Raw genomic sequence first — 15,451 nt, 5'->3', positions numbered from 1 at the left:
ACGGAGCCAGGGAATACTGCGGCGACATGGCGGGCCGTGCGTACGGCAAAACCGTGTGGTCCTGACCGTCGTTGCCACGGTCAAGCTGTTCGAAGATGTGCGCGAGCCCAACCGGGTGGACGGCATCGTCAATTTGAACGGCGAGGGAGGCCAGAAGGAATGGTCGGCTCCCGGGAGATCACGGCATAAGCCGTCCAGCCACTGCGCAGGGAAGGCCGAGTGATCGGCGACACCTGTATGCTGCTGTGCGGTCTTTTTTGCGCGTGCCTTTCGCGCAGCGGACCGCGGGTGCCAGCCGGCACCCGGCCTTCCCTGTGCCCTCTTGGATTCAGAGGGTGAAAGATGAAGCAAAGCTCGGGCGAATTACGCCGCGAGAACGCGAAGCCATGTGCGCAAGCCAAAAAGCGACAGCTTCGGTCCTGACTCGATCAGAACCGAAGCCGCGTCGGCTGTCCGCTACGTGCTTACTGCTTGATCTTCCCGTCCTTGTCGAACTGCGACACATAGGCCCAGAGATTGTTGATCTCGTTCTCGTTCTTGATGCCGGCGAACGCCATCTTGGTGCCGGGGATCTTGGCCTTGGGGTCCTTGATGTATTCCTTGAAGATGGCTTCGTCCCAGGTGATGCCGGAATTCTTGTTCGCGTCCGAATAATTGTAGTCCGGAGCGGTTCCCGACTTGCGGCCGTTGAGACCGTTGAGCTCGGGGCCCACCTTGTTCTTGGCGCCTTCGCCGATCGCGTGGCAGGCCAGGCATTTGTTGAACGACGTCTTGCCGGCCGCAACATCCTGCGCCATCGCGGCGGGTGCGGTGGCAATCGCGGTGAGGATCGTCAGTGCGCCAAAAATCAGTTTTGTCATCGGGTGCTCTTCGTCTCTTCCCTGGTGGGTCTGGGCTGGTCAGTCTCTTGCCGGATCGGCAATCGCCCGACCTGCCGGTTTTGGCAGGCCTGCTCGGCTTGGACAAGCCACCAAACCATGACAGGTTTCACGATTTCCGACTTGTCCCAGAGCGAACTGGCAGCAGATGGTCGATTCGACTTTCGGATGGCCTACCCAAACACCCGCGGACGTGATTGATTTGCCGAGACAAATTGAATCGGGCGGCGTGAGGTGGAAGGATAAATCATGAAGGATTCAACATGGCCATCATGATGCCTGCGAGCGACCAGGCCGTGCTCGCGCGCCGCGCCGAGATCGTTGCTGCGTTGCGCGCGATCGTGCCCGGCGAGGGCGTGATCGATGCGCCTGCCGAGATGCGGGCCTATGAGTCCGACGGGCTGACGGCGTATCGACAGCCGCCGATGGTCGTGGTGCTGCCCGAGACGACCGAGCAGATCTCGCTGATCCTGAAATATTGTGCAGGGCAAGGCATCAAGGTGGTGCCGCGCGGTTCCGGCACATCGTTATCCGGCGGCGCGCTGCCGCTCGAGGACGGCGTGCTGCTCGGGCTCGGCAAGTTCAAGCGCATCCGCGAGATCGACTTCGACAACCGCGTCGTCGTCACCGAGCCTGGGGTCACCAATCTCGCCATCAGCCAGGCGGTCGCGCATGCCGGCTTCTACTATGCGCCCGATCCCTCCTCGCAGATCGCCTGCTCGATCGGCGGCAATGTCGCGGAGAATTCCGGCGGCGTGCACTGCCTCAAATACGGCATGACCACCAACAACGTACTCGGTTGCGAGATCGTGCTGATGAGCGGCGAGATCCTGCGCATCGGCGGCAAGGGGTGCGAGAACGCCGGCTACGATCTGATGGGCGTCATCACCGGCTCCGAAGGCCTGCTCGGCGTCATCACCGAGGTCACGGTGCGCATCCTGCAGAAGCCGGAGACGGCGCGCGCGCTGATGGTCGGCTTCGCCGAGGTCGAGGCCGCCGGCGAATGCGTGGCGCGCATCATCGGCGCCGGCATCATCCCTGGCGGCATGGAGATGATGGACAAGCCGGCGATCCACGCCGCTGAAGCTTTCGTGCATGCCGGCTATCCGCTCGATGTCGAGGCGCTGCTCATCATCGAGCTCGACGGGCCCAAGATCGAGGTCGACGAACTGATCCCGCGCGTCGAGACCATTGCGAACGGCTGCGGCTCGACCACCTGCCAGATCTCGACCTCGGAGGCCGAACGCAATCTGTTCTGGGCCGGCCGCAAAGCCGCGTTCCCCGCCGTGGGGCGGATATCGCCGGACTATCTCTGCATGGACGGCACCATCCCCCGCGGCGCGCTGCCGAAGGCGCTGGCCCGCATCCGCGAGCTCGGCGAAAAATACCAGCTCGGATGCGCCAACGTGTTCCACGCCGGCGACGGCAATCTGCATCCCCTCATCCTCTACGATGCCAATAAGCCCGGCGAGATCGAGCGCGCCGAAGCCTTCGGCGCCGACATCCTGCGCGCCTGCGTCGAGTTCGGCGGCGTGCTCACCGGCGAGCACGGCGTCGGCATCGAGAAGCGCGACCTGATGCCGGAGATGTTTTCGGAAGTAGACCTCAACCAGCAGCAGCGGCTGAAATGCGCCTTCGATTCGCAAGGTCTGCTCAATCCCGGAAAGGTGTTTCCGACCCTGCACCGATGCGCCGAGCTCGGTCGCATGCATGTCCATGCCGGCAAGCTGGCGTTTCCGGACATTCCGCGGTTCTAGCGTCGATCGCAGCGCCTTCGCTGCAACGCCCCCAAATTTGCTTTCCGCTCTCAACTTGGATACCGGCTCACTCGTGGATACGCTCAAGGTACGTGACGCCAAAGACATCGAAGAGGTGGTGCGCGCGGCGATTGCCAATGAGCAGCCGCTCGAGATCATCGGTCATGGCTCAAAGCGCGGCATTGGCCACGCGATGGCGACCAATGCCGTGCTCGATCTCTCCGCGCTCAATGCCGTCACCGCCTACGAGCCCAACGAGCTGATCGTCACGCTCCAGGCCGGCGCGCCACTGGCCGATGTGCTGTCGCTGATCGATGCCAAGAACCAGCAATTCGCTTTCGAGCCGATGAATACGGCGCCGCTGCTCGGCACGCCGGCGCTCGGAACCATCGGCGGCATGATCGCAGCCGGGCTCGCCGGTCCGCGCCGCATCAGGGCGGGCGGGGCGCGCGACCATCTGCTCGGCGCGCACGCCGTCTCGGGCTTCGGCGACAGTTTCAAGACCGGCGGCAAGGTGGTGAAGAACGTTACCGGCTACGACCTCTGCAAGCTGCTCGCGGGCTCCTGGGGCACGCTGTCGGTCATGACCGAGGTCACGCTGAAGGTGATGCCGAAGCCCGAGGCCGAGCGGACGCTGCTGCTGCGCGGGTTGGATGATGCCGTCGCCAACAAGGCGATGACTGCGGCGCTCGGCTCGCCCTTCGACGTCTCCGGTGCGGCTCACCTGCCGGCGTCGACCCTCCGGGCCGGGACCGAGGCGCTGGGCGATCTCGCCGCCGAGGGTGGGTCGCTGACCGCGCTGCGGCTCGAAGGCATCACGGCTTCCGCGGCCCATCGCGCCGGTTCGCTGCGGGAATTGCTGGCGCCGTTCGGAACCGCGACCCTGATCGAGGACGCGGCATCTGCCGCGCTGTGGGCGACGGTCCGCGACGTGCTGCCGTTCGCGGCCGGCGGCGCGCTCGGCGGCTGGCCGGTCTGGCGCATCGTCTGCCCACCGGCCTCGGGCGCTGCGATCGGCACGCTATTGGCGCGGGAGACGGGGGGCGACGTGATCTACGATTGGGGCGGCGGGCTGATCTGGGCGGCTCTGCCGCCGAAGGACGATGCGCATGCACCGGCGGTGCGGATGCGGGCCAATGCCGTCGGCGGCCACGCTACGCTGATCCGGGCGGCCGAGGACGTCAGGCGCGATGTGGACGTCTTCCATCCGCAGGCATCAGGCGTCGCCGCCCTGAGCGAGCGGGTGCGCGCCAGTTTCGATCCAAAGACCGTTCTGAACCGGGGCCGCTTGAGCCGAGGCGCTGTGGCATGAAGACCGAATTCTCGCTTGCCCAGCTCGCCGATCCCGACATCGCGGAAGCCGACAAGATCCTGCGCGCCTGCGTCCATTGCGGCTTCTGCACCGCGACCTGTCCGACCTATGTGCTGCTCGGCGACGAGCTCGATAGCCCGCGCGGCCGCATCTACCTGATCAAGGAGATGCTGGAGAAGGACCAGGCGCCGACGGCCGAGGTGGTCAAGCATGTCGACCGTTGCCTGTCGTGCCTGGCCTGCATGACGACCTGCCCCTCAGGGGTGAATTACATGCATCTCGTCGACCAGGCCCGGGTCAGGATCGAGCAGCGCTATCAGCGGCCCCTGGCCGAGCGGCTGCTGCGCCAGGTGCTGGCCTTCGTCCTGCCGGACCCGCAGCGTTTTCGCATCAGCATGATGCTGGCGCGGCTCGCCCGTCCGCTTGCCGTGTTCCTGCCGACGCCGCGGCCCTCGGCGACACCCGGCCTGATCCAGCGTATCAAGGCGATGCTGGCGCTGGCGCCCAACCGACTGCCGCCGCGGGGGGCGCTGCCGGGTAGCGTGTTCGCGGCGCTCGGCAAGAAGCGCGGCCGGGTCGCGCTGCTCCAGGGTTGCGCCCAGCAGGTGCTGGCGCCGCGCATCAACCAGGCCGCCATCAGTCTCCTCACCCGCCACGGCATCGAGGTTGTCCTTGTCAGGGACGAGCAGTGCTGCGGCGCGCTGACCCATCACCTCGGCAACGATCAGGATGCATTGGCGCGGGCGCGAGCCAACATCACGGCCTGGCAAAGGGAAGCGGCCGGCGAGGGGCTCGACGCGATCCTGGTGACGACCTCGGGCTGCGGCACGGTTATCAAGGACTACGGCTATCTGCTGCGTGAGGACAAGGCATTCGCCGCCGATGCGGCAAAGGTGTCTGCGCTCGCCAAGGACATCACCGAATACATCGCCGGCCTCGGACTCGAGCCGACTGCGCGACAGGACAACATCGTCGTCGCCTATCACTCAGCGTGTTCGTTGCAGCACGGGCAGAAAATCACGACGCTTCCGAAAGAATTGCTTTCCAAGAATGGATTCGTGGTGAAAGATGTACCGGAGAGCCATTTGTGTTGCGGTTCGGCGGGGACCTACAACATTCTCCAGCCCGAGCTTGCGGGCCGGTTGCGCGATCGCAAGGTCGCCAACATCGCGAGCGTCAAGCCGGACATGATTGCCGCGGGCAATATCGGCTGCATGGTGCAGATTGCCAGTGGCACGTCAGTTCCGGTCGTACACACGATTGAGCTTCTCGATTGGGCTACGGGCGGGTCGCGACCGGCATTGAACGCGCAAGTTTGAGCTTTCAAGCCCGAGCTTTCGTCCGGAGGCGGCGCTGGAACGACGCCCGATCGACCATTGTTCGTCGACAACAGGAGGACCACGATGGCGAAAGCGAAGAAGAAAAAAAGCAAGAAGGCCAAAAAGGCGAAGAAGGCTGTAGCAGCGAAGAAGACCGCGAAGAAGTCTGCCAAGAAATCTGCCAAGAAATCCAAGAAGAAGGCCGGCAAGAAAGCTTCGAAGAAGGCCGCGCCGAAGAAGGCCGCCAAGAAGGCTGTGAAGAAGGCGGCCAAGCCGGCTGCACCGAAGAAGGCTGCGAAGAAAGCGGCACCGAAGAAGGCGAAGGCAGCTCCCGCGCCGAAGCCGTCAGCGCCGGCGGTAACTCCGGCTCCCGAGCCGGCCGCCGAGACGAGCTGGGCGATGCCTTCGTCTTCTGCGGAAGCCGCACCCGCCGAGGGGCAAAGCTAGGTCCCATCCAGCGAGCGCGATCGCCAACAGTGAAGGCCGCCGCGGTGACGCTGCGGCCTTTTTGCATCGCCGCAAGGACCTCCGGAAGCCGTCTCTCCCTCCGCAAGTCTGATTCGTAGCTTGATTGCCACGCTATCCGCCTTGCCCGTACTTGCACGGTCTCTTCGTACACTTTGGAATGCAAATAATGTGATCGAGAAGACACACAACCCGACAACCTTTCGTGGAATCGTCAAAACGCCCAAAAAGTCGGCAGATGCCCGTGATTTTTGCTTCACGGGCCACATCCCTCAATCCACATTGTCGCGGTAACGCAATTTTGCACTCAGGTCGTTCGCTCCGGGGGGCTTCCGGGATCCGACTGGGTAAGAACTGGTGATGGGGATCGAAATGAAGAAAGTGGCTTTGTTGGCAACGGCGCTGGCAATGGTGATGACGGGTTCGGCTTTCGCGGCGGACATGAGGGTCAAGGCCCTGAAGGCTCCGCCGCCGCCCGCCTTCGACCCCTGGGATATCGCCTTCGGCGCCGCGATCATGAACGACTACATCTTCCGCGGTATCACCCAGTCGAACCACAAGGCGTCAGTCGCGGCCTATTTTGAGCCGCGCTACAACGTCACCAAGGACCTGCAGCTGTACGCCGGTGTGGCCGGAGAGAGCATCTCCTTCCCCAATCGCGCGGCCGCCGAGATCGACATTTACGGTGGCATTCGCCCGACCTTCGGTGCCTTCGCCTTCGACGTTGGTGTTTGGGGTTATCTGTATCCGGGCGGCACCTGCTACTATGGCGGTGGCGCTGTCACCGACACCGCAGGAAACCCGCTGAACGCAGAGTGTATCGCCAACACCCTGACCAACCTCAACGTCGCGAAGAGGGATGCGAGCTTCTACGAGGTCTACGGCAAGGTGACCTACACCGTGAACGACAGCTTCTCGTTCGGCCTCAACGAATTCTATTCGCCGAATTTCCTCAATACCGGCGCTTGGGGCAACTACCTGTCGATCACCGGCAAGTGGATCGCGCCGAGCACGACATTTGGTGCGAGCGGCGTCGGAATGTACGTTTCGGGTGAGTTCGGCCGCCAGTGGTTCGGAACTTCGGATTCTTTCTATGGCGTGGCTCAGCTTGCTGGCTTCCCGAACTACACGGGCGGTATTCCCGAGCCCAGCTATAATACCTGGAACATCGGCATCGGCTTCACCTATAAAGTGATGACGCTGGATCTGCGTTACTCCGACACCGACATGAGCAAGGGTGATTGCAACGCCTTCACCAGCGCGTTCAACGCCACCGGCACCACCAACGTCACCCCGATCAATCCGGGCGGTGCTAGCTCCAATTGGTGCGGCGCGGCCGGCGTTGCCAAGCTGTCCTTCGACCTGACGGCGATGAGCAACCTGAAGTAAGTTTCGTCCCGAGACGATTTCGAGGGCGGCAGGGCAACCTGCCGCCCTTTTGCTTTGGGAGAGGGGCGTCTGTGAGAGCGCTCGGCCCGCATGGTTCGAGAGGCGCCGCAAGGCGGCGCTCCTCACCATGAGGGTTGGGATCTTGTCGCGAGGACAGACCTCATCCCGAGAAGCCCGCCGGAGGCGGGCGTCTCGAAGGATGGCCGCAACGAAGGTCCTATCGCGTTACGATAGACGGAAGCTTGGTTGCACCGCCTCAGCGCGCGACGCTCGGCTGCGCCTCGGCCGGCTTGTCCGCGTCGCCCAGGACGTGGATCTCGCCGCGCTTCGTCATCGTCACCTTGCGGGTATGGAAGGAGTCGAGCGTCGAGCGGTGGCCGATCGAGACGATGGTGGCCTGGGGCAGCTTCTCCATCAGCAGCCGGTAGAGCCGGTCCTCGGACGGCTCGTCCAGCGACGCCGTCGCCTCGTCGAGGAAGAGATAGTCCGGCACGTGCAGCAGCGCGCGGGCAAGCCCGAGGCGTTGCTGTTCGCCGAGCGACAATGTCCGGTTCCAGTGACCGTGCTCGTCGAGACGGTCCGCCAGCCGCGGCATGCCGACGGCAATCAGCGCGTCGCGGATCTTCTCGGGCGGGATGGAGCCCTGCTCGGCCGGGTAGATGACGGCGTCGCCGAGCGGGCCGATCGGGAAATACGGCCGCTGCGGCAGCATCATCAGCTTCGCTGTTTCCGGGATCGCGATCGTGCCGGTGCCGAACGGCCAGACGCCGGCAATGGCCCGGAATAGCGTCGACTTGCCGGAGCCCGACGGGCCGGTCACCAGCACCCGTTCCGACGGCTGGATCGTGAAGGCATCGGCCGTGACCAGAGGTGTGCCGTTCGGCAGCCTGACGAGCAGTTGCTCGAGCGCGATGGCCTTGCCGTTCGATGGTGCGACATCGATGGTCGGCTCGAGCGCCGCGCCGTGGGCGGCGGAGCTGACCGACATCTCGAAGCCATCGAGGCGAGCGATCACCGAGCGCCACTCGGCGAGCGAACGATAGGCGGTGACGAAGAAGGACAGCGCGTCCTGCACGCTGCCGAACGCCGAGCCGGTCTGCATCATGTCGCCGAGCTGGATGCGCTTGGCGAAGTAGGCCGGCGCCACCACCACATAGGGAAAGATCGTCGCAGCCTGGCCGTAGCTTGCCGTGAACGCGGTCAGGCGCTTGGTCCGGCCCATGATCGCGTACCAGTTGCCGATGACGAAGCCGAAGCGGTGCAGGAGACGCCCCCGCTCGGCGGGCTCACCTTTCAACAGGGCGATCTGCTCGGAATTCTCGCGCACGCGGATCAGGTTGAAGCGGAAGTCGGCTTCAAAGCGCTGCTGCTCGAAATTCAGATTGATGAGCGGGGCGCCGATCCAGTGCGTCAGCGCCGTACCGACGATCGCATAGGCCAGTGCGCACCAGACCAGAAAACCGGGGACGAGGATATCGGTGCCGTAAATGTACAAAGGCGCCTTGTAGGACAGGCCCCAGAGGATGACGACGAACGAGGCCAGTGTCACGATCGACGACAAGAGGCCAAGGCCGATGGCCAGCGTCTGTTCGACGAAATTCTTGACGTCCTCGGTGATGCGCTGGTCCGGATTGTCGGCGGCGTCGCCCTTGAGCTGCATGCGGTAATGCGTGGCGCCGTCGAGCCATTCACCGAGATAGTGTTGCGTCAGCCATTGTCGCCAGCGGATCTGGAGCCATTGGTTCAAATAGAGCTTGTAGACGGCCAGTGCGACGAAGGTGAAGGCAAGGCCCAGGAAGATCCAGACCTCCTTGACGAACTCGGGCAGATTATAGGCCTGCAGGGCGCTGTAGAACCGGTTCTGCCACTGATTGAGGAGCACGTTGATCGCGACCAGCACCAGCTCCATCGCGACGACGACGGCGAGCAGGCCGCGGCCGACCCATTTGTCCTCCGACCGGAAATAGGGGATCGCGATTCGCCAGACGATCGCGAGCGTGGCGCTGATGTTCTTCACAGAGCTCTGTCTCCTGAGGGGGGTGCACAAATGCCCTGTGCCAAGGGTTTGGGGCAATGGCGGAAATGGGCGCGCTTAGACTAAAGTCGCAAGTGCTGCAATTTGCGTTGTCTTGTCGCAGCCCGCAACCCTAGCATGGGGTTCGGCGGCGCGGGGTGGGGTGCTTCGGGATTTCGCGAGCTTGTGAGCGGGACGGGAACCGCCGCATTCGCGAGGAATTCGCGTCCAGCTCGGGGGTTATCGCTTCCAGCGTCAAGCAGGTCGGCTCTCCACGCGGGCCGTCTGCCACAAACATGCGTGGGGAGGAAGACCATGTGGAATCAAGTCTATGATCCGTTGCACAGCCCTGTGCTGTCGACGATTGCCGCGGCGGTGCCGGTCGTCACGCTGCTGGTCCTGATCGCGAGCGGACGCGTCCAGGCGCATATCGCGGCGGTCATCGCCGTGATCGTGGCCAATCTGATCACGATTTTCGTTTTCACCATGCCGGCGAACATGTCGATCCGGGCCTCGGTGCTGGGCATCGTCACCGGCTTCTTCCCGATCGGCTGGATCGTGCTCAACGTCATCTTCCTCTACCAGGTGACGGTGAGCACGGGACGCTTCGAATTGCTCAAGCGCGCCATCGGCGGCGTCACCGAGGATCGGCGGCTGCAATTGCTCCTGATCGCGTTCTCCTTCGGCGCGTTCTTCGAGGGCGCCTCCGGCTTCGGCACGCCGGTCGCCATCACCGGTGCCGTGCTGATCGGCCTCGGCTTCTCGCCGCTTGCGGCGTCTGGCCTGTCGCTGATCGCCAACACCGCGCCGGTCGCCTATGGCGCGCTGGGCACGCCGATCCAGGGTCTTGCCTCGGTCACCGGGTTCGATCCCTACATCCTCGGCGCGATGGTTGGACGGCAGCTGCCGTTCTTCTCGCTGATCGTGCCGTTCTGGGTGATATGGGCTTTCGCCGGATGGAAAGGCATGAAGGACGTCTGGCCGGCGATCCTGGTCACCGGCGTGTCGTTCGCGGTCCCGCAATTCGTGATCTCGAATTACATCAACCCCTGGATCGTCGACATCGGAGCGTCGCTGATCTCGATGGGTGCGCTGATCCTGTTCCTGAAGGTCTGGCAGCCGAAGCAGCTCTGGCTGTCGCCAGCGTTGCGCGGCAATGATGAATCGGCCTCCACCATGGCCACGGCAAGACCGCTCGACAAGACGCCGCTCACGCAGAGCGAGATGTTCAGCGCGCTGCTGCCTTGGATCATCGTCTGTATCGTGATGCTGGTCTGGGGCAATGGCGGCTTCAAGACCTGGGCGAATTCGATCTTCGTCTGGAACTATCCCGTTCCCGAGCTGCACCAGATGATCAACAAGATGCCGCCGGTCGCGGCCAAGCCGACGCCTGAGGGGGCGGTATTCGGATTCACCTATTTGTCGTTTACCGGCACCGGCATGCTGATCGCGGCGATCATCTCGGGCTTCCTGATGGGCGTCGGTCCCGGCAAGCTCGTGACCGAATACGGCCGCACCATCCGCCTCTGCGCGATCTCGCTGATCACGATCTCGGCGATGCTCGCGATCGGTACGCTGACGCGGCTCTCCGGTGTCGATGCGACGCTCGGGCTCGCTTTCGCTGCAACCGGCGTGCTCTATCCCTTCTTCGGCACGCTGCTCGGCTGGCTTGGCGTGGCGCTGACGGGGTCGGATACGTCGTCGAACATCCTGTTCGGCAATTTGCAGAAGATCACCTCCGAGCAGCTCGGCATATCGCCGATCCTGATGGCCGCCGCGAACTCCTCCGGCGGCGTGATGGGCAAGATGATCGACGCACAGTCGATCGTGGTCGCCTCCACGGCCACCAACTGGTACGGCCATGAGGGCACGATCCTGCGCTTCGTGTTCTGGCACTCGATCGTGCTGGCCTGTCTCGTCGGTGTGCTCGTGACGTTGCAGGCCTATGTCTATCCGTTCACAGCGATGGTGCTGAAGTAACGGGCCACGTCCGGTTTCGATGCAAATCCCCGCGGAGGTCTCCGCGGGGATTTTTGCGTGTCAGCGAACCTTCTCAATGAGCCCGCAGTCTTATAGAAGGTGCCGCAAATCAGGTCGGTCGAGAGGTCTCATGGTTTCGCTCAAGCGATTGGTGTGTGCTGCGGTTGCAATGCTCGCGATGTCCAGTGTCGCGCGTGCCGAGGACGGTTTTCCGTTCGGCACCGAGATGACGCTGGAAGCGCTGCCGCAGGCAGGCTCGAAGCGAATTCCGAACATCGAGATCGGCGACCATGGCGAGGTCGTGCTGGAGCTCTGGTGCAAGGGCGGCAAGGGCCAGTTCTCGGTCGCCGGCAACACCGTGATCTTCGTCCCCGGCCAGATCCAGGACCGCAACTGCCCGCCGGCAAGAGCGCAGGCCGACGACGAACTCGTCGCAGCGCTCAGCAGCGTCGAGACCTGGAAGCGCCAGGGCGACGTGCTGACGCTGATCGGCCCCAAGCCGCTGCGCTTCAGGACGACGGGGAATTAGCTCCGCTCGCGGTTTTCCCCGTGTCTCGGACAAGGCGCAGCGCGAAAGCGATGCGCCGCAGAGCCGAGCCTCAGGAATCTATCGACAAATTCGCTTGCGGCCTCCGGGCCCCGGCTCGTAGCGCTTCGCGCTACGTCCGCGGCACGAGAGCCTACTTCCACACCGAGTTGTCGGCGTCCCAGCGCTGCCCCCTCAGCTCCTTGGCGAGCGCTTCAATCGAACCGTTGTCGTCGGGCTGATCGCCTTCCTCGTCGACCGAGGCGTCGTCGGAGAGATTGAGCTTGGCGCCGCTGCTCTCATCAGTGGTCGTCGTCGCGGGGCTGCCGATCCAGAGCATGAGCTTATCGGTCGTGCCGGGCTTGTCGGGCGAGACGAGCCCCGCAACCTCGATCGTGTCGGTGAGATCGAGTGCGGGGAAATCCGGGTTCGGCCGCTTGAACACCAGCTTGAGCTTGCCCGTGGCGGGGTTGAAGCTCTGCGACGCCGGCTTTGCCGCGAGCGTGCGGCTCAAAACGTTCGCAACAGCGGCCGCGAGCTTGTCCTTGCTGATCTTGTCGCCCTCGCGCCAGTCGGCTGCGGCGAAGCGGATGGTGCGGTCCATCTCGGTCATGCCCGCGGTCCAGCCCGCGGCGGTGACGCCCGGCATCGCCTTGAACTTCGCCAGCAGCGCTCCGGCGCGCTCGGGATCGACCGACATGCTGATGGTCTGCTCGCCCGCACGCAGCGCATCGCAGCCGACGGTGAGGCTCGCCAGCGTCACCTCGACCGCCTGGCCCTTCAGGCTCTTCAGGAAGTCGGTCGCGACGTCGAGCTTGACCTTGACCGCGATCGCTTCCGGCGAGACGTCGGTGAAATCCTTCGGCTGCGGCGTGATGCCGTCGTCGGAGGTCTGGTTGTCCTGAAATTCCTTCTCGCTGAGATCGGAATTGTCGGACGAGGTCACCTCGGTCACCACCTGGCCGATGCTGATCTGGCCGCGGAATTCGAAACTGTCCCCGGCCTGCTTGCGCAGCAGCTTGACGCTGACCGGCGCCTTCTCGCCGACGCTCTGCGTGGTGCCGATCAGGGTCTGGCCCGCGACCTGGAGGTTGACGACGAAGCGGTCCTTGCGGTCGGAATTCTTGGCGACGGGATAGCAGACGTCGAGCACGGCCGCCGTCACCGTCTTGCCCTGGCGCGTCTCCTTCAGGATCACGTCGGCATTGCCGTCCATCAGCCCGTCGATCGAGGTGAAATAGCGTGTCTCCGGACCACTGGGCGTCGTGGCCTTCGGCGACAGCTTCATCTGGGCGGAGGCGGGATGCGGAGAAGCTGCAAGCAGAGCCGCAAAAAGGGCTGTCGAACACACCAGAAGCGCACGCATCGATGAAATCCTCGCGCAACGGGGATGATCCGGACCCGGAGGGCCGCGTTAGCGCAAAGTGCGAAGCGGTTTTCCGAGAGGATCATGCCCAAACAATTCGAATCGGCGCGTCACCGTAGTTGGTTTCGGCCGTCGGTTGAATCGGAAAGCGGAGGGGCAGGGTCGGCAAAAAAGAAGGCCGCCCGGAGGCGGCCTTCGCAATGCTGTGATGGAACGGAGGCTTAGAAGCCGCCCATGCCGCCGCCGGCCGGCATCGCGGGCGCAGCTTCCTTCGGCAGCTCGGCGACCATGGCCTCGGTGGTGACCAGCAGGCCGGCCACGGAGGAGGCGTCCTGGAGCGCGGTGCGCACCACCTTGGCGGGATCGATGATGCCCTTCTCGACCATGTCGACATAGTCCTCGTTCTGGGCGTCGAAGCCGAAGGTCTCGGACTTGTTCTCCAGGATCTTGCCGACGACGATCGAGCCTTCCACGCCCGCGTTCTCGGCGATCTGGCGGATCGGAGCTTCCAGCGCCTTCAGCACGATGTTGATACCGGCCTGGACGTCGGGATTGGCGTTGGTGAGACGGCCCACCGCCTTCTTGGCACGGAGCAGCGCGACGCCGCCGCCGGGGACGATGCCTTCCTGCACCGCGGCGCGGGTGGCGTTGAGCGCGTCCTCGACGCGGTCCTTCTTCTCCTTGACCTCGATCTCGGTGGCGCCGCCGACGCGGATCACCGCGACGCCGCCGGCGAGCTTGGCGAGGCGCTCCTGGAGCTTCTCACGGTCGTAATCCGAGGTGGTTTCCTCGATCTGGGCCTTGATCTGGCCGACACGGGCCTCGATGTCCGGCTTCTTGCCGGCGCCCTTGACGATCGTGGTGTTCTCCTTGTCGATCACCACCTTGCCGGCGCGGCCCAGCATCTTCACCGTGACGTTCTCGAGCTTCATGCCGAGGTCCTCGGAGATCAGCTGGCCGCCGGTGAGGATCGCGAGGTCTTCCAGCATGGCCTTGCGGCGATCGCCGAAGCCCGGCGCCTTCACCGCGGCCACCTTCAGGCCGCCACGGAGGCGGTTGACGACCAGGGTGGCCAGCGCCTCGCCCTCGACGTCCTCGGCGATGATGACGAGCGGCTTGCCCGACTGCACCACGGCTTCCAGCACCGGCAGCATGGCCTGCAGGCCCGAGAGCTTCTTCTCGTGCAGCAGGATGTAGGCGTCCTCGAGCTCGGCGGTCATCTTCTCGGGGTTGGTGACGAAGTAGGGGCTGAGATAGCCGCGGTCGAACTTCATGCCCTCGACGATGTCGACTTCGGTGTCGAGCGACTTGTTCTCCTCGACGGTGATGACGCCCTCGTTGCCGACCTTCTGCATCGCCTGGGCGATCATCTTGCCGATGGCGGCATCGCCGTTGGCCGAGATGGTGCCGACCTGGGCGACCTCGGAGGAGGCGGCGACGGGCTTGGCGCGCTTCTCGATGTCCTTGATGACGGCCGCGACCGCGGTGTCGATGCCGCGCTTGAGGTCCATCGGGTTCATGCCGGCGGCAACCGACTTGGCGCCTTCGCGCACGATCGCCTGGGCCAGAACGGTCGCGGTGGTGGTGCCGTCACCGGCGAGGTCGTTGGTCTTGGAGGCGACCTCGCGCAGCATCTGGGCGCCCATGTTCTCGAACTTGTCCTCGAGCTCGATCTCCTTGGCGACGGTGACGCCGTCCTTGGTGATGCGGGGCGCGCCGAACGACTTCTCGATGACGACGTTGCGGCCCTTCGGGCCGAGCGTCACCTTGACGGCGTTGGCGAGAATGTCGACGCCGCGCAGCATGCGATCGCGCGCGTCTCCGGAAAACTTGACGTCTTTGGCAGCCATTTCTGCAATCCCTCGTGTGTCGTGATGTGTCTTGTTTGATTCTGTGTCTTGCCGCGCTCTCTTCGTCATTGCCGGGCTTGACCCGGCAATCCATCCTGGTGCGAAAAATGATGGATGCCCGGGTCAGGCCCGGGCATGACAATGAAGCATTCAGCGGCTGTTCAGGCGGGTGGCCTTAGGCCAGTACGCCCATGATGTCCGACTCCTTCATGATCAGGAGCTCTTCGTTGTCGATCTTGACCTCGGTGCCCGACCATTTGCCGAACAGCACGCGGTCGCCGACCTTGAGGTCGATCGGGGTCAGCTTGCCGGTCTCGTCGCGGCCGCCGGGGCCGACGGCGACGATTTCGCCCTGGGACGGCTTTTCCTTGGCGCTGTCCGGAATGATGATGCCGCCCTTGGTCTTTTCCTCGGCGTCGATACGTTTGACCACGACACGGTCATGCAGCGGACGAAATTTGGATTTAGCCATGACGTTTCCCTTTGGAGGCTCGCTTCGGAGGTAGTGGAAGTGGGTGGGGCGGCGCTTCCGCCCACCCCCTATCCCAGGGATCGAACGGCGCGCTTAGCAATCGGGCTTTCCGAGTGCTAATAG

General features: G+C 64.0%; 12 protein-coding genes. 7 read left to right on the top strand and 5 right to left on the bottom strand.

The features are described 5' to 3' along the window. Positions 1 to 464: 464 nt before the first annotated feature. On the bottom strand, positions 465 to 860 hold the full coding sequence (gene cycA / locus IVB24_RS36820) for a cytochrome c-550 CycA (RefSeq protein WP_094973125.1): 396 nt from the start codon (positions 858 to 860) through the stop codon (positions 465 to 467). Positions 861 to 1,141: 281 nt separating this feature from the next. Between cycA and IVB24_RS36815 the strand changes: the two genes are divergently transcribed. From IVB24_RS36815 to IVB24_RS36795, 5 genes are all read left to right on the top strand, one after another. Continuing rightward, entirely contained in the window at positions 1,142 to 2,635 is a 1,494-nt protein-coding gene (locus IVB24_RS36815; RefSeq protein ID WP_247771486.1) for an FAD-linked oxidase C-terminal domain-containing protein, read from the top strand. A 73-nt stretch (positions 2,636 to 2,708) separates the two neighbouring features. Continuing rightward, a complete protein-coding gene (locus IVB24_RS36810; RefSeq protein ID WP_247771485.1) occupies positions 2,709 to 3,947 on the top strand; it encodes an FAD-binding protein in 1,239 nt (412 codons plus the stop codon). After that, entirely contained in the window at positions 3,944 to 5,266 is a 1,323-nt protein-coding gene (gene glcF, locus IVB24_RS36805; protein WP_247771484.1) for a glycolate oxidase subunit GlcF, read from the top strand. The genes IVB24_RS36810 and glcF overlap by 4 nt, the downstream gene beginning before the upstream one ends. 84 nt (positions 5,267 to 5,350) lie before the next feature. Further along, entirely contained in the window at positions 5,351 to 5,713 is a 363-nt protein-coding gene (locus IVB24_RS36800) for a histone (RefSeq protein ID WP_247771483.1), read from the top strand. Positions 5,714 to 6,103: 390 nt separating this feature from the next. Then, complete coding sequence (locus IVB24_RS36795; RefSeq protein WP_247774244.1) at positions 6,104 to 7,120, top strand: TorF family putative porin; 1,017 nt, start codon at positions 6,104 to 6,106, stop codon at positions 7,118 to 7,120. 256 nt (positions 7,121 to 7,376) lie between these two features. Here IVB24_RS36795 and IVB24_RS36790 read toward each other — a convergent pair whose 3' ends face one another. Further along, positions 7,377 to 9,137, bottom strand: a complete 1,761-nt coding sequence (locus tag IVB24_RS36790) for an ABC transporter ATP-binding protein/permease (protein ID WP_247771482.1) — start codon at positions 9,135 to 9,137, stop codon at positions 7,377 to 7,379. A gap of 312 nt (positions 9,138 to 9,449) precedes the next feature. Between IVB24_RS36790 and IVB24_RS36785 the strand changes: the two genes are divergently transcribed. Together IVB24_RS36785 and IVB24_RS36780 are read left to right on the top strand one after the other, a co-directional pair. After that, positions 9,450 to 11,114 (top strand): L-lactate permease, encoded by a 1,665-nt coding sequence (locus tag IVB24_RS36785; protein WP_247771481.1) that lies wholly within the window; start codon positions 9,450 to 9,452, stop codon positions 11,112 to 11,114. Between the two features lie 130 nt (positions 11,115 to 11,244). Then, entirely contained in the window at positions 11,245 to 11,643 is a 399-nt protein-coding gene (locus IVB24_RS36780; protein WP_166467189.1) for an META domain-containing protein, read from the top strand. Positions 11,644 to 11,794: 151 nt separating this feature from the next. Here the strand turns inward: IVB24_RS36780 and IVB24_RS36775 are convergent, their stop codons facing one another. The 3 genes from IVB24_RS36775 to IVB24_RS36765 form a co-directional block, all read right to left on the bottom strand. Next, positions 11,795 to 13,006, bottom strand: a complete 1,212-nt coding sequence (locus tag IVB24_RS36775; protein WP_247771480.1) for a hypothetical protein — start codon at positions 13,004 to 13,006, stop codon at positions 11,795 to 11,797. Positions 13,007 to 13,227: 221 nt separating this feature from the next. Beyond that, the gene (gene groL, locus IVB24_RS36770) at positions 13,228 to 14,856 is read right to left on the bottom strand and encodes a chaperonin GroEL (protein ID WP_094973117.1); all 1,629 of its coding nucleotides are present in this window, start codon (positions 14,854 to 14,856) and stop codon (positions 13,228 to 13,230) included. Between the two features lie 175 nt (positions 14,857 to 15,031). Beyond that, the gene (locus tag IVB24_RS36765; protein ID WP_094973116.1) at positions 15,032 to 15,328 is read right to left on the bottom strand and encodes a co-chaperone GroES; all 297 of its coding nucleotides are present in this window, start codon (positions 15,326 to 15,328) and stop codon (positions 15,032 to 15,034) included. Between the last annotated feature and the right edge of the window lie 123 nt (positions 15,329 to 15,451).

This window comes from Bradyrhizobium sp. 192, assembly GCF_023100965.1.
Taxonomy (GTDB): Bacteria; Pseudomonadota; Alphaproteobacteria; order Rhizobiales; family Xanthobacteraceae; genus Bradyrhizobium; species Bradyrhizobium symbiodeficiens.
Note: the sequence above shows the minus strand (reverse complement) of the source record. Positions and strands in the feature narration are given on the sequence as shown.

Bases quoted from the DNA above. Each gene is read 5' to 3' on its own strand.
- IVB24_RS36815 (WP_247771486.1), top strand. From the start codon at position 1,142: ATGGCCATCATGATGCCTGCGAGCGACCAGGCCGTGCTCGCGCGCCGC.
- IVB24_RS36785 (WP_247771481.1), top strand. From the start codon at position 9,450: ATGTGGAATCAAGTCTATGATCCGTTGCACAGCCCTGTGCTGTCGACG.
- cycA (WP_094973125.1), bottom strand. From the start codon at position 860: ATGACAAAACTGATTTTTGGCGCACTGACGATCCTCACCGCGATTGCC.
- groL (WP_094973117.1), bottom strand. From the start codon at position 14,856: ATGGCTGCCAAAGACGTCAAGTTTTCCGGAGACGCGCGCGATCGCATG.
- IVB24_RS36775 (WP_247771480.1), bottom strand. From the start codon at position 13,006: ATGCGTGCGCTTCTGGTGTGTTCGACAGCCCTTTTTGCGGCTCTGCTT.
- IVB24_RS36780 (WP_166467189.1), top strand. From the start codon at position 11,245: ATGGTTTCGCTCAAGCGATTGGTGTGTGCTGCGGTTGCAATGCTCGCG.
- glcF (WP_247771484.1), top strand. From the start codon at position 3,944: ATGAAGACCGAATTCTCGCTTGCCCAGCTCGCCGATCCCGACATCGCG.
- IVB24_RS36765 (WP_094973116.1), bottom strand. From the start codon at position 15,328: ATGGCTAAATCCAAATTTCGTCCGCTGCATGACCGTGTCGTGGTCAAA.
- IVB24_RS36795 (WP_247774244.1), top strand. From the start codon at position 6,104: ATGAAGAAAGTGGCTTTGTTGGCAACGGCGCTGGCAATGGTGATGACG.
- IVB24_RS36800 (WP_247771483.1), top strand. From the start codon at position 5,351: ATGGCGAAAGCGAAGAAGAAAAAAAGCAAGAAGGCCAAAAAGGCGAAG.